This is a genomic window from Limnohabitans sp. 2KL-51 (assembly GCF_003063645.1).
In the GTDB taxonomy this organism is placed as follows: domain Bacteria; phylum Pseudomonadota; class Gammaproteobacteria; order Burkholderiales; family Burkholderiaceae_C; genus Limnohabitans_A.
This window is the reverse complement of sequence record NZ_NESJ01000017.1, coordinates 22,722-44,789: the sequence shown is the minus strand read 5'-3', so window position 1 is coordinate 44,789 and position 22,068 is coordinate 22,722. Positions and strand designations below refer to the sequence as shown.

Annotated in this window: 21 protein-coding genes; 4 read left to right on the top strand and 17 right to left on the bottom strand. The window is 58.4% G+C overall.

The annotated features are described in order from the left end of the window. Positions 1-79: 79 nt before the first annotated feature. A complete protein-coding gene (locus tag B9Z49_RS16915) occupies positions 80-1,234 on the top strand; it encodes an MBL fold metallo-hydrolase (protein WP_108354656.1) in 1,155 nt (384 codons plus the stop codon). Here B9Z49_RS16915 and B9Z49_RS16910 read toward each other — a convergent pair. The 8 genes from B9Z49_RS16910 to B9Z49_RS16875 form a co-directional block, all read right to left on the bottom strand. Next, positions 1,221-2,162 (bottom strand): M48 family metallopeptidase, encoded by a 942-nt coding sequence (locus B9Z49_RS16910; RefSeq protein ID WP_108354655.1) that lies wholly within the window; start codon positions 2,160-2,162, stop codon positions 1,221-1,223. The two genes, B9Z49_RS16915 and B9Z49_RS16910, sit on opposite strands and share 14 nt — an antisense overlap. Positions 2,163-2,179: 17 nt before the next feature. Next, positions 2,180-2,929 (bottom strand): 1-acyl-sn-glycerol-3-phosphate acyltransferase, encoded by a 750-nt coding sequence (locus tag B9Z49_RS16905; RefSeq protein ID WP_108354612.1) that lies wholly within the window; start codon positions 2,927-2,929, stop codon positions 2,180-2,182. Continuing rightward, positions 2,926-3,522, bottom strand: a complete 597-nt coding sequence (gmhB, locus tag B9Z49_RS16900) for a D-glycero-beta-D-manno-heptose 1,7-bisphosphate 7-phosphatase (protein ID WP_108354611.1) — start codon at positions 3,520-3,522, stop codon at positions 2,926-2,928. Before gmhB ends, B9Z49_RS16905 begins: the two co-directional genes overlap by 4 nt. Before the next feature lie 37 nt (positions 3,523-3,559). Further along, positions 3,560-5,692 (bottom strand): glycine--tRNA ligase subunit beta, encoded by a 2,133-nt coding sequence (gene glyS, locus B9Z49_RS16895; protein WP_108354610.1) that lies wholly within the window; start codon positions 5,690-5,692, stop codon positions 3,560-3,562. A 10-nt stretch (positions 5,693-5,702) separates the two neighbouring features. Continuing rightward, positions 5,703-6,608 (bottom strand): glycine--tRNA ligase subunit alpha, encoded by a 906-nt coding sequence (glyQ, locus tag B9Z49_RS16890; RefSeq protein WP_108354609.1) that lies wholly within the window; start codon positions 6,606-6,608, stop codon positions 5,703-5,705. Positions 6,609-6,677: 69 nt separating this feature from the next. After that, positions 6,678-8,258: an apolipoprotein N-acyltransferase gene (gene lnt / locus B9Z49_RS16885; RefSeq protein ID WP_108354608.1), complete on the bottom strand. Its 1,581-nt coding sequence runs from the start codon at positions 8,256-8,258 to the stop codon at positions 6,678-6,680. After that, positions 8,255-9,181: an HlyC/CorC family transporter gene (locus B9Z49_RS16880; RefSeq protein WP_108354607.1), complete on the bottom strand. Its 927-nt coding sequence runs from the start codon at positions 9,179-9,181 to the stop codon at positions 8,255-8,257. Before B9Z49_RS16880 ends, lnt begins: the two co-directional genes overlap by 4 nt. An 83-nt stretch (positions 9,182-9,264) precedes the next feature. Continuing rightward, the gene (locus B9Z49_RS16875; RefSeq protein WP_233254678.1) at positions 9,265-10,017 is read right to left on the bottom strand and encodes a GNAT family N-acetyltransferase; all 753 of its coding nucleotides are present in this window, start codon (positions 10,015-10,017) and stop codon (positions 9,265-9,267) included. Positions 10,018-10,176: 159 nt separating this feature from the next. Here B9Z49_RS16875 and B9Z49_RS16870 point away from each other — a divergent pair, with 159 nt between their 5' ends. Both B9Z49_RS16870 and B9Z49_RS16865 read left to right on the top strand, forming a co-directional pair. Beyond that, positions 10,177-11,862 carry an AMP-binding protein gene (locus tag B9Z49_RS16870; protein WP_108354605.1) on the top strand — a complete coding sequence of 562 codons (1,686 nt, stop codon included), beginning with the start codon at positions 10,177-10,179 and terminating at the stop codon, positions 11,860-11,862. Then, positions 11,859-12,782 (top strand): MBL fold metallo-hydrolase, encoded by a 924-nt coding sequence (locus B9Z49_RS16865; protein ID WP_108354604.1) that lies wholly within the window; start codon positions 11,859-11,861, stop codon positions 12,780-12,782. The genes B9Z49_RS16870 and B9Z49_RS16865 overlap by 4 nt, the downstream gene beginning before the upstream one ends. 77 nt (positions 12,783-12,859) lie before the next feature. Here the strand turns inward: B9Z49_RS16865 and B9Z49_RS16860 are convergent, their stop codons facing one another. From B9Z49_RS16860 to B9Z49_RS16830, 9 genes are all read right to left on the bottom strand, one after another. Further along, positions 12,860-14,569, bottom strand: a complete 1,710-nt coding sequence (locus B9Z49_RS16860) for an amidohydrolase family protein (RefSeq protein WP_108354603.1) — start codon at positions 14,567-14,569, stop codon at positions 12,860-12,862. Between the two features lie 4 nt (positions 14,570-14,573). Beyond that, entirely contained in the window at positions 14,574-15,536 is a 963-nt protein-coding gene (locus tag B9Z49_RS16855) for a tripartite tricarboxylate transporter substrate binding protein (protein ID WP_158273527.1), read from the bottom strand. Between the two features lie 458 nt (positions 15,537-15,994). Beyond that, positions 15,995-17,203: an IS256 family transposase gene (locus tag B9Z49_RS16850; RefSeq protein ID WP_108354601.1), complete on the bottom strand. Its 1,209-nt coding sequence runs from the start codon at positions 17,201-17,203 to the stop codon at positions 15,995-15,997. A gap of 170 nt (positions 17,204-17,373) precedes the next feature. Then, entirely contained in the window at positions 17,374-18,078 is a 705-nt protein-coding gene (locus B9Z49_RS21665; protein ID WP_146188554.1) for a hypothetical protein, read from the bottom strand. 79 nt (positions 18,079-18,157) lie between these two features. After that, complete coding sequence (locus B9Z49_RS16845; RefSeq protein WP_108354600.1) at positions 18,158-18,490, bottom strand: hypothetical protein; 333 nt, start codon at positions 18,488-18,490, stop codon at positions 18,158-18,160. A gap of 94 nt (positions 18,491-18,584) precedes the next feature. Next, positions 18,585-19,244: a tyrosine recombinase XerC gene (xerC, locus tag B9Z49_RS16840; protein WP_233254677.1), complete on the bottom strand. Its 660-nt coding sequence runs from the start codon at positions 19,242-19,244 to the stop codon at positions 18,585-18,587. Positions 19,245-19,250: 6 nt separating this feature from the next. Next, positions 19,251-19,775: a hypothetical protein gene (locus B9Z49_RS22280; RefSeq protein WP_233254676.1), complete on the bottom strand. Its 525-nt coding sequence runs from the start codon at positions 19,773-19,775 to the stop codon at positions 19,251-19,253. Between the two features lie 461 nt (positions 19,776-20,236). Continuing rightward, positions 20,237-20,632 carry a hypothetical protein gene (locus B9Z49_RS16835; RefSeq protein WP_233254675.1) on the bottom strand — a complete coding sequence of 132 codons (396 nt, stop codon included), beginning with the start codon at positions 20,630-20,632 and terminating at the stop codon, positions 20,237-20,239. 73 nt (positions 20,633-20,705) lie between these two features. Beyond that, on the bottom strand, positions 20,706-21,146 hold the full coding sequence (locus tag B9Z49_RS16830) for a DUF6641 family protein (protein ID WP_108354598.1): 441 nt from the start codon (positions 21,144-21,146) through the stop codon (positions 20,706-20,708). Between the two features lie 153 nt (positions 21,147-21,299). On the opposite strand from B9Z49_RS16830, the gene B9Z49_RS16825 reads away from it, so the two are divergent. Next, on the top strand, positions 21,300-21,623 hold the full coding sequence (locus B9Z49_RS16825; RefSeq protein WP_108354597.1) for a hypothetical protein: 324 nt from the start codon (positions 21,300-21,302) through the stop codon (positions 21,621-21,623). Positions 21,624-22,068: the final 445 nt, after the last annotated feature.

Sequence of the window (22,068 nt, the reverse complement as noted above, 5' to 3'; positions counted from 1 at the left end):
TGCCTCCTAGAATAACGATTCATATTTGACGTTAACGTTAACGTCAATGGTCCGAATGCTAACCGAAACCACCCCCCGCATGCCTGATTCGTCCCACGCCCCGCCCGCCCCCGAGTTGCGAACGGCCATGCCGCCGCTGCTTTATCCCCTGGGCGAGCACCTGCCGCAGTCCGGCACGGTCACCGAAGTGGCACCTGGTGTGTTCTGGTTGCGCATGGGCCTTCCCTTTGCCCTCAACCACATCAACCTGTGGCTGCTGCGTGACCGTCTGCCCCACCCCACGCAATCCGGCGTGATGCAAGAGGGATGGACGGCGGTGGACTGCGGCGTCGACAACCCTGCCACCCGAGAGGCCTGGCAGCAGATCGAAACGCAGGCGCTGCAAGGCTTGCCGATCCTGCGCGTGCTGGTCACGCACATGCACCCCGACCACATGGGCCTGGCCCATTGGTTGTGCGAGCGCTGGCAAGCCCCTTTGTGGATGAGCACCAGCGAATACCAGTCGTCGCTGCTCGCTTGCAGCGGACTGTCCAATTTTGGCGGGGCACCTACCGTGGCTTTTTTCACCGCGCATGGCTGGAGCCAACCCGACGAACTGGCTCAGGTGCAGGCCCGTGTCGGTTATTACCCCAGCATGGTTCCGAAGATCCCCAACGCTTATGTGCGCTTGATGGACGGTGCGCGTGTGCGCATTGGCGAGCGCATCTGGCAGTGCATCAGCGGCTATGGTCACTCGCCCGAACACATGGCTTTGCTCGATGCGCAACAGCAGTTGATGATCAGCGGTGACATGCTGCTGCCGTCCATTTCCACCAATGTCAGTGTGTATGCGATGGAGCCCGACAGCAACCCGCTGCAGCTGTTTCTGGGCTCGCTGCAGCGCATGGCGCACCTGCCGGACACCACCTTGGTGTTGCCCTCGCACGGGCGGCCGTTTCAAGGCGCAGCCACGCGCATTGCGCAACTGCAAACCCACCACCAAGATCGCCTTGCCGAACTGCTGAGCGCCTGCACATTGCAAGCGCACTGCGCCCACGAACTGCTGCCCGTGCTCTTCAAACGCCCCTTGGACGTACACCAAACCACCTTCGCCTTGGGCGAAGCCGTGGCCCACCTGAACCTGCTGTGGCTGTCCGGTCAAATGCAGCGCGATCGAGGATCCGATGGGGTGGTGCGGTTCAGCACCAGTCCGTCAGACGCGCCTTCACCCGAGGCACGCCTCAGTCTTCTTTGAGATCCACCGGTGCCTGGCGCAAGGCTTTGCGGCGCTCTGCGTAGTCGGGCATGACCTCGCCCACGGTCTCCCAAAATCGGGGGCTGTGGTTCATCTCGCGCAGGTGGGCCAACTCGTGGACTACCACGTAGTCGATCTGGCTGATGGGCAAGTGGATGAGCCGCCAATTCAGGCGGATGTGACCGTCGACGCGGGCGCTTCCCCAACGCGTGCTGGCGCTGGACAGGCTGAGCTTTTGCCAACGCACGCCCAACAGGGGTGCAAAGTGGTGCAGGCGCTCTTCAAACAGGACTTTGGCCTGCTTTTTGAGCCAAGCCTGCGCAGCATCGCGCACCTGGGTCACCGAGGCACCGGGCGGCACCGTCACGGGCAGCACCTGCTCGGGCGGAATGTCTTGACCCAGCACGCGCCCTACACCGCGCTCAAGCACACACAGCTGCACGGTGCGCCCCAAAAACGGCACCTCGGCCCCGTGCCGCCACTCAATGGCTTTATGAAACTGTTCGGTCTGCCGCTCTTTGAATTGCTGCAACTTGGCCACTATCCAGGCGCCTTTTTCTTGCACCGCGGCATCCACCTCGCGCATCGTCACCCAGTTGGGCGATCGCACCACCAAACCATCAGCCCCCACCAGAAAGCCGATGCTCTTGCGGCGCGAGCGTTCAAAACGGTAAGACACCGTGACGCCCTGCAGCTGGGCGTGGCGGTTGGCGGCGGGGTGGATAAAGCCCCAGGGACTGTTTTCTGGGTGAGCCAAAGGCGTTTCTTGATCCCCTGTGCTGGGGACTGACGCAGAAGGCGAAGAAGGTGCAGATGAAACATCCGGCACACGCGCATCTGCTGTGGGGGCGACCGAGGCGGGCGGTGCGGGCTGCACCGGGTCACCCCCAGTGAAAAAGTCCAGCACAAACTGCAAAGGCGCGCGCATGCTTCGCCCAGCCCTGATCATTGCCCGGAGACAGCGGGGTAAGCCTCGGGGTCAAGGCGGTGCATTTCAGATTCGATCCAGGTCTCGACCTCTTGCATCAACTCGTCGGCACTGCGGCCTTCGCTCGGAATGGCGCGGCCAATCGAGATGTCCACCACCCCGGGTTTTTTGACGAAGGCCCGTGTCGGCCAGCAACGCGCCGAGGTGACGGCAATCGGGATCACCGGCACACCGGCCGCAATGGCCAGGCGCGCACCGCCGCTTTTGTACTCGCCTTTTTGGCCCCGCGGAATGCGTGTGCCTTCGGGGAACATGATGACCCAAACCCCCTCGGCCATCAGCCTGCGGCCTTGCTGAACCACCTTGGCAAAGGCACGCGAGCGCTGCTTGCGGTCGATGTGGATCATGTCCATGCGCGCCATGGCCCAGCCAAAGAACGGGACGTGCAGCAGCTCTTTTTTGAACACATAGGCTAAGGGGTGCGGCATGATCGCGGGCATCACAAAGGTCTCCCAGGTCGACTGGTGTTTGACCAACAAGACGGCTGGGTCCTTGGTGCCCTGGGGCAAGTTTTCCATGCCCTGGATGCGGTTTTTGATACCCAAAATCCAGGTGCCGCTGTTCACCGCCAGGCGCAACCAGCCCGCGCAAAACCAATACAGGCGTGTGCTGCTGACGAAATAAGAGATCAGCACCACAAACAGGGCCCAAGGGATGACGGTGATGGCCATCCACAACACATGGACCAGAGAGCGGATGAAATTCATGTTGGCGTCGTTGTCAAAGGTAAGCGCGAGCCCGATTCAGAGCCCAGTAAATGATCGACACAGGCGGCCAGATCGGTATGCACCTGTGTGCCGACCGGAAAACCCGGTGGCAAAGCTTGCCCCAGCCATTCGGGATGACGGCCACTCAGCACCAGGTGCGGCACGCAACCCACCACTTCGGCGACTTGCATGTCGATCAGGCTGTTGCCAATGCAGGGCACACCGTTCAGGTCCACGCCATAGCGCTCGGCAATTTGCGAGAAAAGACCCGGCCAGGGTTTGCGGCAACCACAACCCTCATCGGCCGCATGCGGGCAATAGAAGAAGGCATCGATGCGCCCGCCCACAGCCGCCAATTTTTTGATCAGGTGGCTGTGCACAGCATTGAAGGCGGCCATGTCAAACAGGCCCCGACCCAGGCCCGACTCGTTGGTGGCCAGCACCACATGAAAACCCGCGTGGTTCAGACGGCTGATTGCTTCCAGCGCCCCGGGTAAAGGCTGCCACTCGTCCGGCGATTTGACGAACTCGTCACCCGTGCGGTTGATGGTGCCGTCGCGGTCGAGGATGACGAGTTTCAAATGGGTGCTCATGCGCGCTCGGGTAAGGAAACTTGCTAGGGTCGGTCGATCAAGCCGCCAGACGCGACAAGTCTGCCACGCGGTTCATGGCCACATGCAGCGACTTGAGCAGGCCCTGGCGGTTCAAGCGCAGGTCCATTTCTTCGGCGTTGACCATCACGTCGTCAAAAAAAGCGTCCACCGGGGCGCGCAGTGCGGCCAGGGTTTGCAAGCTGGCGGTGTAGTCACCAGCATTAAACTGCGATTCGGATTCGGGTAGAAGCCGTTGCATGACCGCAAACAGGCCTTTCTCGGCGTCTTCCTGAAGCAAGGCGGGATTGACGTGGGCGTCCACCTCTCCGGCCTTTTTGAGAATGTTGCCGATGCGCTTGTTGGCCGCAGCCAAGGCAGGGCTCTCGGGCAAGGCGGCAAAGGCGCGCACGGCCGAAAGGCACTGGTTGACCTGCCCCAGACGGGAAGGACGCAAGGCCATAATGGCATCGACCTCTTGCGCGCTGAAGCCTTGCTCGCGCAGGCTGCCCGACAGGCGGTCGTAAACGAAGTCGATCAAGGCCTCTGTGCCGCCCGTGATCTTGTCGCCAAACACGGGGGCAGACAGCGCCAGCAATTCGGGCAAGCCCAGTGCCACGTCTTTTTCGATCAGCATGCGGATCACGCCCAAAGCATGGCGGCGCAGCGCGAACGGGTCTTTGTCACCGGTAGGCGCGTTGCCGATGCCGAACATGCCGACCAGGGTTTCGAGCTTATCGGCCAGAGCGACCACCAAGCCCACTGGGTTGCGGGGCAAGTCGTCACCGGCAAAGCGGGGTTTGTAGTGGTCTTCGATGGCTTCGGCTACCTCGGTACTCAGGCCATCGTGGCGGGCGTAATAGCCGCCCATGATGCCCTGCAGTTCAGGGAACTCGCCGACCATGTCGGTCAGCAAATCGGTCTTGGCCAAGCGTGCGGCCTGTTCGGCTTGCGCCGCCAGCGCATCGCCGCCCACTTGCTGGCCGATGGCCTTAGCGATGGCGCACACACGCGCCATGCGCTCGCCCTGAGTGCCCAGCTTGTTGTGATAAACCACCTTGGACAGTCCGTCGACGCGTGACTCTAGTGTTTTCTTGCGGTCTTGGTCAAAGAAGAATTTGGCATCGGCCAGGCGCGGGCGCACCACGCGCTCGTTGCCGCCGATCACCAACGAAGCGTCGTCGGGCGTGATGTTGCTCACCACCAAAAAACGGTTCGTCAGCTTGCCCGAGGCATCGATCAAGGGAAAGTATTTCTGATTGGCCTTCATCGTGAGGATCAGGCACTCTTGCGGGACCCCCAAGAACTCGGTCTCGAACTGGCAGGTCAGCACATTGGGGCGCTCGACCAGGGCGGTCACTTCGTCGAGCAGGGCTTCGTCTTCGATCGGACGGGCACCGTTGCCCACCTTGGCAGCAGCAGCATTCAGCTGGTGCACGATCTCGGCGCGACGCTCAGCAAAGCTGGCGATGACCGAGCCATCGCGCTTGAGCACTTCGTCGTATTGGTCCGCATGCGGCAGCACGACGGGCGAGACCTTGGCCTCAAAGCGGTGGCCTTGTGTGCTGTTGCCGGCTGTCAGGCCCAGCGCCTTGACCGGTACCACGGTGCTGCCATGCAAGGCAATCAGGCTGTGCGCTGGGCGCACAAAGTTCACACTGCTCCAACCTGGTAATTCGCAATCGGTTTCAAGCTGATACTGCATGACTTTGGGGATCGGCAGCTTGGCCAGCGTTTCATCCAGCGCCTTTTGCAGACCCGCTTGCAGCGAAGCGCCTTTCACGATGCTGTCGTAAAACAGGGCTTCGGCTTTGCCATCTGGCGCACGCTTGAGCGCAGCCACGGCAGCGGCTGGGTCGCTCACATCCGCTCCCAGGGCTTGCAGTTTTTTGAGCAAAGCGGGGGTGGCGTTGCCCGCCGCATCCAGGCCCACGGCCACGGGCATCAGCTTTTGCTGCACGGCTTTGTCGGCACCTTGCGCCAGCACGCTGGTCACATGTGCGGCCAAGCGGCGGGGCGATGCAAAAGCCGTCACCACCGCGTCGGCCGCAGCCAAACCCTGGGCCTTGAGTTGTTCGGCCAGCACGCCAGAGAAAGCAGCGCCGAGTTTGTTGAGCACCTTCGGCGGCAGCTCTTCCACAAACAATTCCACCAGCAAATTTTGTGTCGTCATGTCGTGCTCCTCACGCGGCTTTCTTGGGCATTTGGGCAACCCATTCACGCGGGGCCATCGGGAAGTCCAGACGTTCGCGGCTCTCGTAATAACTCTGCGCCACGCTGCGGGCCAGGTTGCGGATGCGGCCGATGTAGGCGGCGCGCTCGGTCACGCTGATCGCGCCGCGCGCGTCCAGCAGGTTGAAGGTGTGTGCGGCCTTGAGCACTTGCTCGTAGGCGGGCAAGGCCAGCTGCTGAACGATCAGGTTCTGGGCTTGTTTTTCGTGCGCACTGAAAGCGGTGAACAAGAAGTCAGCGTCCGAATGCTCAAAGTTGTAAGCCGACTGCTCTTGCTCGTTTTGCAAATACACATCGCCATAACTCAGGGTGTCGGTCCACTTCAGGTTGTAGACGTTGTCCACGCCCTGCAGGTACATGGCCAAGCGCTCCAGCCCATAGGTGATCTCGCCGGTGATCGGTTTGCAGTCGATGCCGCCCACTTGCTGGAAGTAGGTGAACTGCGTGACTTCCATTCCGTTGAGCCAGACTTCCCAGCCCAAGCCCCAAGCGCCAAGGGTGGGGTTTTCCCAATCGTCTTCAACGAAGCGGATGTCGTTTTTCTTGAGGTCAAAGCCCAAGGCTTCGAGCGAGCCCAAGTACAGCTCCAGGATGTTACTGGGCGCGGGCTTCAAAACCACCTGGTATTGGTAGTAGTGCTGCAGGCGGTTGGGGTTCTCGCCGTAGCGGCCGTCTTTCGGGCGTCGGCTGGGTTGCACATAAGCGGCTTTCCAAGGCTCGGGGCCAATGGCGCGCAAAAACGTGGCGGTGTGGCTGGTGCCAGCGCCGACTTCCATGTCGTAGGGCTGAAGCAAGGCGCAGCCCTGGGCGTCCCAGTACTGCTGCAATTTGAGAATGATCTGCTGGAAGGTCAACATGGCCGAAGCGGAGCCAGCAGCGAGCTGGCCGGAGTTGGATGGGCGCAAGTTTTGCGCGAACCCTTGATTTTACGGCCTTTGCCGCTTCCAAAAAGCCCAAGCCACCACCGCACAGCACAACGCCCACAGCGGCCCCAAGCCCCAGGCACCAGCCCAGCGGGCAAAGGGCGTGAGGCCATGACGCCCTTCAAAAGTGCCCGTCAGGCTGCCCCGGGTAAAGCGTGGCAACTGGTCGGTCACGCGGCCGGTGTGATCGATGATGGCGGTGGCCCCGGTGTTGGTGGCGCGCAGCATGGGGCGGCCCAGCTCAATGGCCCGCAGGCGCGAGATGTTCAGGTGCTGGTCAACCGCCAGCGTGTCGCCAAACCAGGCGATGTTGCTCACATTCACCAAGGCTGTTGGCGCTGTGGCCGGGTCTTTGAAACGCAGGGCCAGCTCTTCGCCAAACAGGTCTTCGTAACAAACGTTGGGGGCCAATCGCTGGCCCTGCCAGGCCAGCGATGGTTGGTCCCATCCACCCGATTTGAAATCGCCCAAAGGAATGTTCATCATGCGGATGAACCAGACGAAACCCGGTGGTATGAACTCGCCAAAGGGCACCAGGTGCGATTTGTCATAACGGTAGGGCGCAGCGCCCTGCGGCCCCAGCGCCACCACCGAGTTGGTGTAGCCCTGCTCCAGACTGCCCAAGGGCAGGCCCACCAAGGCCGCAGGTCGGCCCGGCTGGGCGAAATGCGCCTGCAAGCCAGACCAGTAGCCTTCTGGCAAATGTTGCGGCAGCAAGGGAATGGCGGTCTCCGGGGCCACGACAAGGGCTTGCTGGCTGGCGCGCAACTGAGCGTCGTACCACTGCAGCGCATCGCGCACGCCACTGGCGGCCTGGAACTTGTCGGTCTGCGAAATATTGGCCTGCAGCAATTGCACCTGCCCCAGTCCTGCGGAGGTGGTGAACACCGGTCCGAAAGCCTGCAAAGCCCATGCCAAGAACCCCACACCCAGCAGGGGCCTGAGCGCCCCCAGGCGCCAGCCAGTCAACGCCAGACGCATGGCCAGCCAAGCCGCGATGGCCCCCATGCCGTACACGCCGACCCATGGCGCGAAGGCCACCAAGGCGCTGTCGACATGCGCATAACCACCGGCGCCCCAAGGAAAACCGGTGAGCCAGCGCCCGCGCATGAGCTCTGCCAAAGTCCACAAAGCGGCAAACAGGGCGCTGGCCAAGCCAGGCCGGACCGTCACCAGGCCCCGCGCCAGATGCACCCACAGGGCCGAAGCAGCGGCGTAATAAAGCGCCAGCGCCGCTGCCAACGCCAACACGGCCAGCACAGCCAAAGGCGCTGGCAAACCGCCAACCTGGTGCATGGACACATACAACCACCAAAAACTCCCCGCCAACCAGGCCGTGGCAAACACGCCGCCAAACCAAGCCGCCTTTTTGAGGGTGTGGGCCCCACGGCCCTGCGTGAAGGGTCCGCTGGCAAGACGCGCCATGCGGGCCAAGCCCGTCGCCAAGAGGGTCAAACTCACGAGCTGCAACCAACCCAGGGCATGACCACTGCCCGGCCAAGCGATGGACGCGGCCTGCGCAGCACCTGCCAAAGCAGGCCAAACAGTCTGCCAGCCCCGCTCGCGTGGCTGCCAAACGCTCATGCGGCGGGCCCAGGTGCAGTCGCGTTGCTGGCGCTGGCAGGCTGGTCGCTGCCGACAGCAGGCAAGGGCGCCACCTTGAACCAGCGCACCGCACCAGCGCGCGTGTGCAAGACGACAAAGCGCAGGCCCGCCAGCTCGAAGCTTTCGCCCCGGTGCGGCACATGGCCCATCTCGTGGGCAATCAGCCCACCCAGGGTGTCAAAATCGTGCTCGTCTTCGGCCTGCCGCGCTCGCTTCAAATCCACGCCAAAAGCCTCGTCCACGCGCTCGATGGCGGTGTCGCCGCTGACCCTGAAGCTGCGGTCGGGCAAACCAAAGATATCGCCCGCATCCTCGGCGATGTCGAACTCGTCCTCGATCTCGCCCACAATTTGCTCCAACACATCCTCGATGGTGATCAGCCCGGCTGTCCGCCCGTACTCATCGATCACGATGGCCAGGTGGTTGCGGTTGTCGCGAAACTGCCGCAGCAGATCGTTCAAGCCCTTGCTCTCGGGCACAAACACCGCTGGGCGCAACAGGGCGCGGATGTTCAACTCGGGCGCACGCTGCAGTTTGAGCAGGTCTTTGGCCAACAAGATGCCGATGATGTTGTCGCGCTCACCCTCGTAAACCGGAAAACGCGAATGCCCGGTGTCGATCACCTGGTGCAACAACTCGTCCACGGGGTCTTCGATGTTGAGCAAGTCCATGCGCGGGGCCGCCAGCATCACATCGCTGGCGGTCATGTCGGCCATGCGGATCACGCCCTCGAGCATCAAACGGCTCTCGGTGTTGATGATCTGGTTGTCCTCGGCCTCGGCCAAGGTCTCGATCAGCTCATCGGTCGAGTCGGGTCCAGGGTGGATGAACTCCGCGAGTTTTTGCAGAAAACTCCGCTTGTCTTCGCGCTCGGCGTGGCGCGCGGGGTGAGGGTCAGACACGGTCTAGGCTTGCAGGACATGCTGTAGTGAACAGACTGCAAGGATAGCGGATTTGGATGACCAACGGTCCACTCATGGCCCACTCAAGGCCCGCGCGTGCTGTGACGTGCATCTCGCACGCCGCGGCGGATTTCTTGCACCGTGTCCAGCCACTGGCGAAACTGGTGGGCCTGCATTTTGAGCTGGTAGTCCAACTCGGCCATTTGCTCTTGCATCAACCCATTGAGCTGGCTGTCCAGGGTAGCTTCTGGTATAGACAGGTAAGCCTCGCTTTCGCTGCCATCGCGCTGCACCACGGCACCTGCATGGCGTGCAATCTTGAGCATGGCCACGTTCTCGCTCAGCGCATGGATGAACAAGAGGTTCACCCCCTGGTTGCGGGCGTGCATCACCGCATGCGCAAACAGCTTGGCCCCCAGGCCTTTGCCACGCTGGTGCGGTGACACCGAGACGCCAAACTCGGCGCAAGTGGCCCATTTTGGGTCGACCGAATAGGCCAGGTGCGCCATGGCCACCAACTCGAGGCGGCGGTTGAAGACTCCGAAAATCTCGTCCCGCTCAAAATTCAGACCCTGCACATAACGCTCAATTTGCTCGTCGGTGGCGGCATAGCCAAAGCGCAAGTAGCGGTCTGCGTTGGGCAGGGCCCGCAATTGCCGGGCAATGCGCGGCTTGTGGCGCGGCGACAGCGAGCGGATAGGCACCCAGCTGGCACTCTTTCTGGCAACCCCAGTCGGAGCCAACGGCGCCGCATCGGCTGTGCCGAACCCACTTCGCCAAAACTGCCGAAGCATGGAAGTGAGTTTTTTAGTACGCGAATCAGAGGGGGTGTTCATGTTGGAACCTAGGGTTAACCCCATTGTGCGCCCTTTTGCCTGGCCCCGGCTCTCACGGGTTTTGTCGCCTGTGAGACCTCCAAGACCACCTCTCAGGAATTGCCCTGTGTCAGCTCCGGCGGGAGCTGGTGACAATGCAGGCCTACAGGAGATAAGCGCATGGACCGTATTTGGCTCAAAAATTACCCGCCCGGTGTGCCCCACGACATCGACACCTCTCAGTACAAAAGCCTGACCGACTTGCTCGAGCGGGCATTCCGCGAGCACGGCAACAGCCCGTTTTCGGTCTGCATGAACCGATGGATGAGCTACAAACAGCTCGACGAATTGTCCACCACCATGGGGGCCTGGCTGCAAAACAAGGGCCTTGAGGCCGGCAGCCGGGTGGCCATCATGCTGCCCAACCTGCCCCAGTTTGCCGTGACCATGGCCGCCATTTTGCGGGCGGGCTACACCTGCGTGAACGTCAACCCCCTCTACACAGCACGCGAGCTCGAGCACCAACTTAAGGACTCTGGGGCCACGACCATCGTGATTCTGGAAAACTTCGCAGCCACCTTGCAGGACGTGATCGAGCGCACCGCTGTGCAGCATGTGGTGCTGGCATCGATCGGCGATTTGCTGGGCCCCATCAACGGTCGCTGGTTGAGCTTTGCCGTGCGGCACCTGGCCAAAATGGTCCCCCCGTTCGAACTGCCCCTGAGCGCCGGTCGCACCGTCACCCCGTTCAACAAAGCCATCGCCCAAGGCCGCGGCCTGAGCCTGCGGCCCACAGCACAGACCATGGACGACACCGCATTTTTGCAATATACGGGGGGCACCACTGGCTTGTCCAAAGGGGCCGTGTTGACGCACGGCAACGTGGTCGCGTCCATCTTGCAAGCCGAGGGTTGGTTCTCCCCGGCTTTGGCCGAAATAGGGGATCTGCGCAAAGTCAACAGCATTGCTGCGCTGCCGCTGTACCACATCTTCGCGCTGACTTTGTGCCTGCTGGCCATGCGCCAAGGCTCCTTCATCACGCTGGTGCCCAATCCGCGTGACTTTGCCAAGTTCATCGACGTGCTCAAGCAGCGTCCCTTCCATGTGCTGCCCGGGGTGAACACGCTGTTCAACGCGTTGATGCAGCACCCGATGTTCAAGACCATCGATTTTTCGTCGCTCAAACTGACACAGGCAGGCGGCATGGCCGCCTCTGAAGGCACGGCGCGGCACTGGCAATCGGCCACGGGCAGCGCCATGATCGAGGGCTGGGGCATGAGCGAGACCTGCGCGATCGGCACCAACAACCCGGTCACGCAAAAGACCTTCAGCGGCAACATCGGACTGCCCCTGCCGGGCATTGACATCGCCATCAAGGACGACGATGGCGAAAGCCTGCCCTTGGGCAGCTCGGGGGAAATTTGTATTCGCGGCCCCAACGTCATGACCGGTTACTTCAACCAGCCCGAAGAAAACGCCAAAACTTTCACGGCTGACGGCTTCATGCGCACCGGCGACATCGGCATCATGGACGATCAAGGATTCACCCGCATCGTGGACCGCAAAAAGGACATGATCATCGTCAGCGGCTTCAACGTCTTCCCCAGTGAGCTGGAAAATGTCATTTCGACCTGCCCCGGCGTGGTCGAGTGCGCGGCCGTGGGCATTCCCGACAGCATGCAAGGCGAAACCATCAAGGTGTTTGTGGTGCGTAACGACCCGATGCTGACCGAAGAAGTCGTGTCGCGTTTTTGCCAAGACCAGCTCACCGGCTACAAGCGCCCCAAATACATTGAGTTCCGCGACGAACTGCCCAAATCCAACGTGGGCAAAATCCTGCGCCGCGACCTGCGCAGCGCCAAATGACCCCAAACAACGCCCTGCCACCTGGCGTGCGCGTGTTCGAGCGTGGCTGGCTGTCGGCCAACAATGTGCTGCTGATGGACTCACACAGCGCCAACTTGGTGGACAGCGGCTACGTCACCCACCAGGCCCAAACCTTGGCCTTGGTGCAGCAGGCCCTGCAAGGCCGCACGCTGGACCAGCTGGTCAACACCCACCTGCACAGCGACCACTGCGGCGGCAACCAGGCCTTGCAGGCGCATTACCCGGCCCTGAAAACCTGGATTCCGCCGGGCCTGTCCCAAGCCGTGCAGCATTGGCGCGAAGACGAACTGAGCTACCAACCCACAGGGCAGAACTGCCCTGCCTTTGCTTTTACCGGCTTGCTGCAACCGGGCAGCACCCACCGCTGGGCCGGCATGGACTGGCAAGTGCACGCGGCCCCCGGGCACGACCCGCACTCGGTCATCTTGTTCGCCCCCGAGCACCGTTTGCTGATGTCGGCCGATGCGCTCTGGCAAAACGGTTTTGGCGTGGTGTTTCCTGAGTTGGTGGGCATTGACGCCTTTGACGAAGTGGCCCAAACCCTGGACCTGATCGATCGGCTTGACCCCGCCACCATCATCCCGGGCCACGGCGCCGTGTTCACCGAAGTGGCCCCCGCACTGGCGCTGGCCCGCAGCAAGCTTGAAGGCTTTGCGCAAAACCCCGTGCGGCACGCCCGTTACGGCAGCAAGGTCTTACTCAAGTTCAAACTGCTGGAATGGGGCCAAATCTCCAAAGCCGAATTCAGCGCCTGGGCCATGAACATGCCTTACTTGTGCGACCTGCACCAGCGCTTTGGGCAAGGCCATAGCCTGAGCAACTGGCTGGACATGATGCTGGCCGAGCTGGCGCGCAGCGGCGCGATGCAAGAGCTCGATGGGGTCTTGCACAACGCCTGAGGCCTCCAAAGAAAAACCCACAGCCTCTTGCGAAACTGTGGGGTGTCGGTGGTGAACTGGTTTGGGCTCTGGCCAACTCAAACAACAGCATGGGACCGCTGCCGCAGCAGCTGACCGGCTGCATGAGCCTGCGACCCCAAGCGGTGACCGTTGACAAAAACCGCCTCGACGCCGATGGCCCGGCTGATCAACCGGTCTTGCCCTGCAGGCAGGTCATAGACCCGCTCTAGCGGTTCGGCACCGACACGCTCAGGGTCGAAGACCACCAGATCGGCAGGCAATCCCAAGGCCACCCGCCCACGGTCATACAAGCCAAATACATCGGCAGGGTGCGAGGTCAGACGCCGCACCGCCTCTTCCAGACTCAAAGCACCACGTTCACGAACCCAATGGCCAAGGAGGTAAGTGGGATGGCATGCGTCGCATAACTGGCTCATGTGCGCGCCGCCGTCGCCCAGACCCAGCACCACATGGGCGTCGGCCAATATCTCGCCGACCTCACTTTCATCAAAATTGAGCAGGGCAATTCGCCAGCGCATTTGCAAATCGCTGGCCAGGGCCAGATCCAGCATCAGGTCGACCGGATCCACCTGCCGCTCTTGCGCCAGATCGACCAGCTTGCGCTCGAGCAGGCTGGCATCGTTCGTCCCAGAAATCACCATCTCCAGAAAGGACGCCCTTCGCGTGTCGCCTTCAGCCTCTTTGCCAGCAAACCAAGCGTCGTCCGGTCCGCGACCTGCGACCTGTCGCTTCAGGCGGGCGCGAAACGCCGGGTCTGCGTAGACAGCACGCCGCTGCGCCTCGTCGTCCGCCAGGCGCACCGGCTCGAAAGATGCCCAAGTGTCAAACACCACAGGTGATCTAAAGTCAAACTCAAACTGTATCGGCCGACAAGCGCCTTGGGCGTAAATAGGCAGGCCCTTCAATCGTTGCTGCGCGGCGCGTTCGAGCTGCAGACGGTGAGAGCCCGGCCCCAGCGAGCCGGCCAACAGCGAAGTCCACACCACGGGCCGGCCGCTGACCTCGTAGAGCTGTTCATAGGCCGCCCAGAGTGGCTCGCGCCCGACGTTGTAATGGATCAATCCGTGGCCGGACTCACCGACCGCTCGTGCGAGCTCGAGCATTTCTTCGAAATCGGCCAGACGACTGGGCACGGGTCTGCCCGCATAGCCCACATGGACCTTGGAGACCGAAGTGGCAAAGCCTACGGCGCCAACGTCCATGGCCTGGCGAACCAGTGTTTTCATCTGGGCCACCTCTGCTGCACTGGCCGCACGCGTCGTGGCTTCGTCACCCATCACCCACAGCCGCACCGGCGTGTGCCCAACCATCACCGCCACATTGATGCCCAGCGCAGTGCGCTCAAGCAAGTCCATGTATTCAGGAAAGGTCTGGAAAGGCCAAGGACTGCCCAGTCCCTCCTCCAGAGCCGACAGGCTCATGCCCTCGACACGCTCCAGCGTGCGCAAGATCAGGTCGCGGTGCTCGGGGCGGGTCGGTGCCACCCCAAAGCCGCAGTTGCCCATCACTACGGTGGTCACCCCGTGCCAGGGTGAGACCGTCAGTTCGGGGTCCCACAACACTTGAGCATCGTAGTGGGTGTGGATGTCCACAAAGCCCGGGGCCACCACCAAGCCCTGCGCATCGAACGTCTGGTGCGCCGCACCGAGCCCTTCACCCAGCGCGACGACACGGCCGTCCTTGATGCCCACATCGCACCGGCGCCGCGGGCTGCCGGTACCGTCCACCAGCATACCGCCGGTGATTTTCAGGTCGAAATCAGGCATGACTTCATTCCACCTTCACGCCGGTAAATTCGATCATGCGGCGCCAGTAATCGAGATCACCGCGCTGTCGCTCGGCCAGTGCGTCGGGGCTGCTGCCAATGGGGTCAAAACCCAAGGTCTTCCAACGCTCCATCGATTCAGGATGGCGCAAAGCCTTGTTGATTTCTGCCGACAAACGCTCAGCAACGGGGCGCGGCGTGCGGGCCGGCGCAAAGACGCCGTACCAACCCTCGATCACAAAGTCTTTGAAACCGGCTTCCACCATGGTCGGCAGGTCAGGTGCCGCCGGCGAGCGCTTGGCGCAGGTCTGGGCCAGCGCCCGCACCTTGCCAGAGCGCGCCAAAGGCAAGGACGAAGGCAAGTTATCAAACATGAAACTCAGCCGGCCCGAAAGCAGGTCCGGCATGGCAGCACCGCTGCCTTTATAAGGCACATGAATGGCTTTGACATTGCTGTTTCGCAGCAGCAGCTCAGCCGCCACGTGCTGTGAACTGCCTGCAGCGGCTGTACCATAGCTGGCCGCGCCCGATTGCCGCGCAATCCAGTCCACCAGTTCACGCACGTTGGTGGCCGGAACGCTCGGCGGCACGATCAGCGCCAGGCAGGCGGTACCCACCAGCGTCAAGGGCTGAAAATCACGAATCGGGTCGAAGGCCATGTTGGGGAAAAAAATCAGGTTCGACGCGTGCGTGCTTTGTGTGCCAAAGACGAGCGTGTAACCGTCTGGCGCGGCACGGGCTACGAACTCCGAGCCAATGGCGCCCGACGCACCTGCTCGATTTTCCACCGCCACGCCCTGTCCCAGTGATTCAGCCAGACGAGCAGACAGCACCCGGGAGATCGAGTCGGTTGGCCCGCCAGGGGCGAAAGGAACCACCCACTTGAGCGGACGGTTGGGCCAATCGGACTGGGCATTGACACCAAAAGCCGCCGCCATCATGGCAACAGCGGCAAGAGCGGATCTCATGGAAAGGGACATCAGACGATTTCCTTTAGGGCTGGACAGGGTGACAGGACGAGCATTCGAGGGTGAATGGTCACAGTAATACTATAGCTTTTATCAATTTAGAAGCAAAGCAAGTTTCCCCTCTCACCCATAAATGACAGTGGGTTGGGCAGGTTGCCGGGCTCTGGGCAGAGAGGGTTGGGTGGTTTTTGGAAACGCAGCCTTTTCCCATCCGCGCGTCGTTTTTGTACCCATATTGGTCGGCTTGCTGTGGCTGTGTCATTCAGCAAGCCCAGCCCCGTTTTGAGGGTGATGGTAGCTTTGGAACTGCGCAGGGTTCGTGTGCAGAACGGTGAACCCAAAAAGAAAAACCCCACAGCTCTTGCGAAACTGTGGGGTGAATCTGGTGGCCTGGAGTGGAATCGAACCACTGACACGCGAGGGTGTAGAGTTTTGTGTAAACGGGGCTGGGATCAGTCTTAGGGCATCCTGCCTTCGAACTGAATGGTAAACCGGGTTAAGGCGGCTTTCCAATCTCTGAGCGGCATCGTCCACTTCTTGCTGATGTTGTTCAGCGCCAAGTAAAACAATTTGAGCAACGCCTCATCGCTGGGGAACGAGCTACGGCTCTTGGTCACCTTGCGCAGGCTCATGTTCACCGACTCGATGGCGTTGGTCGTGTAAATGATTTGCTGAATCTCTGGCGGATACTCAAAGAACGGCACGATCCGCTGCCAGTTGCTGCGCCACGATTTCACAATGGTCGGGTAGCCTTGGCCCCACTGGTCCTCGAACTCTTGCAGCCGCTGCAGCGCTTCGTCTGCAGTTGCAGCGCTATAGATGGCCTTCAAATCAGCGGCCACCTCTTTGCGCATTTTCCAGCTCACATAGTTCAGGCTGTGGCGCACCATGTGCACCACGCACAGCTGCACCGCCGTTTGCGGATACACCGCCTCAATTGCCTCTGGAAAGCCCTCCAAACCATCCACGCAGGCGATGAAGATGTCGGCCACCCCCCGGTTTTTGAGCTCCGTGACCACCTGCAGCCAGAACTTGGCGCCTTCGGTTTGGGCGATCCATAGGCCCAGGATTTCCTTCTCGCCCGCAATGTTGATGCCCAGCGCCAGGTAAACCGCCTTGGCTCTGACCGCGCCTGAGTCGCGAGTTTTGACATGGATGCAGTCCAGATAAACGATCGGGTACAACGACTCCAGTGGCCTGCCCTGCCACGCCTTGGCTTCGTCCATCACGGCATCAGTGACAGTGGAGATCAGGCTGGGCGAGACCTCGGCGCCGTACATCTCTTGCAGATGCCCCTGTATCTCCCGAACGGTCATGCCACGGGCGTACAGGGACAGGATCTTGTCGTCAAAGCCCGTCCAGCGAGTCTGGTGCTTGGGCACGATCTGAGGCTCAAAGCTGGCATGGCGGTCACGGGGGACGTCGATGGGCAGTTCGCCAAAGTCGCCTTTGAGAGTCTTTTTGCTTTTGCCGTTGCGGGCGTTGCCAGCGGCGTTGGCCACGCTGGCGTTCTTGGTGTGGCCCAGGTGCTCGGTCATCTCGGCCTCCAAGGCACGCTCAACCAGGCGCTTGGTCAGCTGCTTGAGCAGGCCGTTCTCGCTAATGAGGTCTTCAGGCTTTTTGTAGCCAGCCAGCAGCTGGTCGATCAATTCGTTGCTTACGGTCATGGTTCATCTTTCTGGATGTTCGGCAGTTTCCTGCCATTTGACCGTTTACACAAAATTTAGGACACCCTCAGAGCAGCACGTGGGTCAAGTTTTTCTGTTGCCATTTCAGTTCCTATGTTTGTAAAGTCTGTAGCCGCAACTCACTACAATAATGAGTTGCGGTAAACATATTATCGATACGTCACGGTCAGGGTTGATGCATCAGATATAGAAATCAGTGACTCATTCAACCGAACAAATCTGTTTGTCGCATCGATTCTAAAAGAACCTGTTGAGATGTCTGTAATAGTTGAGTTTGTATCGCGAGATGTACGAATCAACTTCACTATTGCCGTTGTTGCTGTTTCAGGTTCTACAACATAAGAAGCAACCACACTACCAGTTCGATACTGCTTACGGCTGTCCGGATACAAGGTTGCCGTATACAAAACACCTGTGTCGTTTACACGTGCAGTTGTTGGAATGGTTGGTGTCCCTACAACAACTTCATATTCATCACCAGTTGAGCCTCGCGGCACATAGTTGCTGTCAGTCCAGTCAGTTGATGTAACGGTCAATGGTAAGGTTTGACCGTTACCTGAGAGTGTTGCGGAAATTGTTTGTGAACGTTGTAAAGATTGCAAACCTTCAAAAGTTCCTGTCGTCACAGCACCCGAAGTTGCCGTGCCAGATCCTGTGACACTTACTCCATTGACTGTGCCATTCAAAGTAAATTGATTTGATGAAGGCGTTGTGTATAAAGCAACGTAGGCTGCTCGAAGATCGAACGTAGATGTTGATGCAACAGGAGCAGGAGTTCCACCGCCACCACCTCCACATGCTGCGAGCAACGTAACACTGGCAGTTGCGAGTAAGAGTTTGATTGTGTTTTTCATTTCTGACTTTCGATTATGTTGAACAGCGTATTTCTAAATGTGTATTATTCATACGCTGTCATAGTCAACACTCAATTTTTTACTTTGGAACTTCGCATTTCTTTTGCGCCATCAAGTTGCTTAAGTGAACGCTACGGTTGTCAGCAGCAGCAATCGCTTCATTTGCATTCATAGCAGTGCCGATGATTGCGGGCCAGAAAAATAATGCACGGACCACATTTCCACCTGTTACACTTTTTTCGGCATCTGCTTCTTTTTTCAATCGCTGCACATCAGCAAATTCGTTTTGCATCTGAGCACAAGTAAGACCTGTATCACCTGGCTTTACAACCTGCGTTACTGTCGGCGTAGCACAGCCCGCCAGCAGAGCAACAGCACTTGCCGCCAATGTCAATTTGATGAGATTTTTCATATTTTTCCTTAGTAGGTTTGGTTGAATTTGTTAGTGTCTGTTCGTCATCTTATACATCTCAAAAAAAGAATCAACAAATTTGTCAAGCCAACCTCTACGCCGCCATAGTTGCCGTCAACTTTGAGTAGTGCCGCTCAATCATTGCTGCTGAGTTGCCCATCTGCTTCGACAACGTGTGTATGTCTGTGCTGTTGTTCAGCAGTTCCAACGTAGCGTAGGTGTGACGTAGGCTGTACAAGGTTCTGTTTTCACCCTCTGCTGTCCGTGCTAAACCCGAATCACGCATCAAGCGTCTAAACGTGCCCACAAAACTGTGCGGGTGGTAGGCGTTGCTGAAGCGAAAGATTTTGTGTGTGGCACGTGTTGACAGCACTGTGTCCAACGTCAAATGTTTAATGTCTGCTTGCCGTTGCTGTAGCCGCAGCAGCACGTCAACAGCACGGTGTTTTGCTATGAGCCAACGTCCGCCAGTTTTGCCGTCAACCCATATGCGTATGTAACGTACGTCTTTGTGCGTGTGCCACTCAATGTGCTGCCAACAGATGTTCATTGCTTCTGTGCCGTGTCGCATTCCTGTCAACAGCAGCAGTTCAATGTAGTCACGCAGCAACGGACGTATTTCCTTCTCAACTTCCATACGTCCCTGCGTTTGCCACACGTCCATAAATGTCAGCAACTGTTGAACTTCTTGTTCTGTAAATGCTGGACGTGTTCGCCCTTTCTCGCCACGTGCTGTCAACTTGGGAACGGGCACACGTTCTTAAATGTAGCCACGCGACACCGCAGTTTCAATCAACTTGTTCCACGCACTTGTAAAGTTGTTGAGTGTTGACGTTGCTGGTTTTCGTCGCATCTGTCTGTCACGCCACAACTCAAACTCACGCACGTCTGTGTGCGTCAACTGTTCAAGACATTTTTCGCCAAAGTACGGCACAAAGTAGCGTTCAATACACGACAGGTAATCGTGACTTGCTGTTTTGCCAGTGCTGCCGTCTATTTTTGTACGCAGTTCAGCACAGCAAACAGCAGCAATCTGTGCGACTGTGTGTGTACGGTGTGCTAAACCCAGCCGTTGTCTGTAGCGTGACTCGTCATACAAATCACACGCAACGGTAACGGCGTGTTCAACTGACGCTTTGCGTGTGCTGACTCTGTGCCAAGTACCGTCAGCAAGTCGGTAACGGCACTGATACAGCAGACTGCGGCTGCGTCTGTACAACACCACGTCACCGTCACGCAAATACAAAATGTTGGGCTGTGCTGCTGCGAGTGCGGCAACTGACACGCGGAGTCGCGTGTTCTGTGTCACTACCTCTGTGTCTGTGCTGTGCGTCATAGGGCAAAGTCACAGCAACGTAAACGTAAAGTTCCAACAGCGTAGGCAGCAACGTGTGTTTTACGCTTCGGAAAAAGAAAAACCCCACAGCCTCTTGCGAAACTGTGGGGTGAATCTGGTGGCCTGGGACGGAATCGAACCATCGACACGCGGATTTTCAACGCACCTCTCCAAACTGCAAACCGTATTTGCTCAAGCATTTGCAGCGTGACAAAAGTGGGGTGTGCGTGTTTTTGCTGCGTTTCGTAAAACGCTGCTGTCAATGTATCTCGCACCATTTTTACTATACCTCTCATCCGTGTCGCCGAGAATTTTTAATCACTTCATTTCGCCGTCATAACCAGCGTTTTCACGCCGTTTTGCAACATTTCAGCATTGCACTACGCTGTCAAGCACAGCACTACGCAGCGTTAGAAGCGTTGCTGTTGTTGCTTGCGTTTGCGTTCTGCTTCACGCTGCTGTCGTTGTCGCTCGCGTTCTGCGTGTAGTTGGTCTCTACTACGCTCCACGCCTTGCTTGAGCGAGTTGATACGGGCTTGGGCTGGTGTCGTTGGTGGCTTGGGCTTGATGGTGTTGTCAAGTAATGTGCTGTCATCTTCTGCTTCATCTACACGCACAGGACTGACAGCAATGCTGTTCATCCCATACTTGTATTGACACAGCAGTCTCGCGTGGATGGTGCTGTTAGCAAAGACCGCTGTTTTCACCAACTGCCCACCTAAACGCACGGTCACCAAATATTTGTTCATCAAGTATTTAGTGCCCACATATTGCTGCATCAACAGCCCCTGTTTATCGATAAGCACGGTTTTTCACCCTACCCAAGCAGCGTGGCAAAAACCGTGCTTTTCAATAAACCATACCCTCTACCCCCAATCCTTACCCTCCAAAGCCCTCACGCAATTTGTTGGACGCTGCTTCAATCTGTGCATCCAACTCACCACCCAATACCGCACCCTTCAGCAGTTCAAGCGTGGGCACCAAATCCTTTTCACTACCCACTTCCACTGCCCACTTACCCTTTGCCAACTCAAGCACTTTGGTGCCGTATCTCACGCTCAATACCAACTTACCGTTATCACCAACAAACCACCAAGCCTTCACCCGTTTGCTCATTTCCACTTGCTTGCGTTCGCCAGTGTTCGCATCTGTAATCGAGCGGAACTTTTTGGGTGCAAATGTGCCACCCGTTTGCTGTGCTTTCGCCAACTCTGCTTGCTCCCACAAGCGTTTTGCCAACTTGTTGCGGCGTTGTTGAACGGGGCTCATTTGCGTGGGCTTCTGTGCCGCCGTCAATTTCAAACCTGTCAGTGCTGTCATTGCGTTGTCCTTTCTGTGTAGCAATGAACTAACTTTATTTTCATCACCAACATCTGGACAACCTCTTTATGCCGTCCAGTGTCAAAGTGCCACACACACCAAACAATCATTCACTTTTACACAGGCATTGTTTGGTCGTTGCTAAATACTTGTATGAACAAATACAAGAACTTTATGGATGACGGACTGACAGCAGACTGGTTGCGAGACAACGGCATTGCTGTCCAGACATTTGGCACTACGCACATTCGACTACTACAGGCACAACAACAGGCACACGCTCTACTCACACAACACAGCAACCTACTGACCCAATATCAACGCACGACACTGGAAACATTTCAGCATCAAATGGCACACAAGAACACAAGAATAAAACTCAAACCCACAGCAGCCAATCCCATTCTCAACATCAGCAGCAAAATCAACAGACAACTATTCAAACAGCACCGACATTTGGCACAGGCACAACACTAAACATTCAGGCACTACTACAGCAGATACTCCACTGCTCAAACAAAGGGAACAAACGCGGGTTGTAATATGACGGCTAATGACCCCGCACTCGCAACAGGTTGGATTGGAGGCTTGTTGCATTGAGTGAGCCGCAGAGTTGCTGCAATGCAAATCAATGCAGAAGCAGTTTGCAAGTTTCAATACATTCGTCTTGCGTCAAACTCTTTCAATCTCGTCCTGCGATGGGCTTTGCACTGACCAGAACGACACGGCGGCTTCTGTTCATCTTTCGATGACATAGCCGTCGTTTGCTCAAAACTTTCCCAAACCAGTCAATACCAAACACCGAACGCGAAGCAAGTGGTGCTGAGTAATGCGATGGAGCGAAGCGACTTGAGCATTACGACAGCACAGCGAACGCCAGTTCGCTCTACACCCTTGTTTCATCTGTCAGCAAAACATCGGT

What these genes read in the sequence shown, in the direction of transcription:
- B9Z49_RS16915 (WP_108354656.1), top strand. Translation starts at nt 80, where the DNA reads ATGCCTGATTCGTCCCACGCCCCGCCCGCCCCCGAGTTGCGAACGGCC.
- B9Z49_RS16825 (WP_108354597.1), top strand. Translation starts at nt 21,300, where the DNA reads ATGAACAAATACAAGAACTTTATGGATGACGGACTGACAGCAGACTGG.
- B9Z49_RS16830 (WP_108354598.1), bottom strand. Translation starts at nt 21,146, where the DNA reads ATGACAGCACTGACAGGTTTGAAATTGACGGCGGCACAGAAGCCCACG.
- B9Z49_RS16855 (WP_158273527.1), bottom strand. Translation starts at nt 15,536, where the DNA reads ATGAGATCCGCTCTTGCCGCTGTTGCCATGATGGCGGCGGCTTTTGGT.
- B9Z49_RS16875 (WP_233254678.1), bottom strand. Translation starts at nt 10,017, where the DNA reads ATGAACACCCCCTCTGATTCGCGTACTAAAAAACTCACTTCCATGCTT.
- B9Z49_RS16850 (WP_108354601.1), bottom strand. Translation starts at nt 17,203, where the DNA reads ATGACCGTAAGCAACGAATTGATCGACCAGCTGCTGGCTGGCTACAAA.
- B9Z49_RS21665 (WP_146188554.1), bottom strand. Translation starts at nt 18,078, where the DNA reads ATGAAAAACACAATCAAACTCTTACTCGCAACTGCCAGTGTTACGTTG.
- lnt (WP_108354608.1), bottom strand. Translation starts at nt 8,258, where the DNA reads ATGAGCGTTTGGCAGCCACGCGAGCGGGGCTGGCAGACTGTTTGGCCT.
- B9Z49_RS16870 (WP_108354605.1), top strand. Translation starts at nt 10,177, where the DNA reads ATGGACCGTATTTGGCTCAAAAATTACCCGCCCGGTGTGCCCCACGAC.
- B9Z49_RS16905 (WP_108354612.1), bottom strand. Translation starts at nt 2,929, where the DNA reads ATGAATTTCATCCGCTCTCTGGTCCATGTGTTGTGGATGGCCATCACC.
- gmhB (WP_108354611.1), bottom strand. Translation starts at nt 3,522, where the DNA reads ATGAGCACCCATTTGAAACTCGTCATCCTCGACCGCGACGGCACCATC.
- glyS (WP_108354610.1), bottom strand. Translation starts at nt 5,692, where the DNA reads ATGACGACACAAAATTTGCTGGTGGAATTGTTTGTGGAAGAGCTGCCG.
- B9Z49_RS16865 (WP_108354604.1), top strand. Translation starts at nt 11,859, where the DNA reads ATGACCCCAAACAACGCCCTGCCACCTGGCGTGCGCGTGTTCGAGCGT.
- B9Z49_RS16845 (WP_108354600.1), bottom strand. Translation starts at nt 18,490, where the DNA reads ATGAAAAATCTCATCAAATTGACATTGGCGGCAAGTGCTGTTGCTCTG.
- glyQ (WP_108354609.1), bottom strand. Translation starts at nt 6,608, where the DNA reads ATGTTGACCTTCCAGCAGATCATTCTCAAATTGCAGCAGTACTGGGAC.
- B9Z49_RS16910 (WP_108354655.1), bottom strand. Translation starts at nt 2,162, where the DNA reads ATGCGCGCGCCTTTGCAGTTTGTGCTGGACTTTTTCACTGGGGGTGAC.
- B9Z49_RS16860 (WP_108354603.1), bottom strand. Translation starts at nt 14,569, where the DNA reads ATGCCTGATTTCGACCTGAAAATCACCGGCGGTATGCTGGTGGACGGT.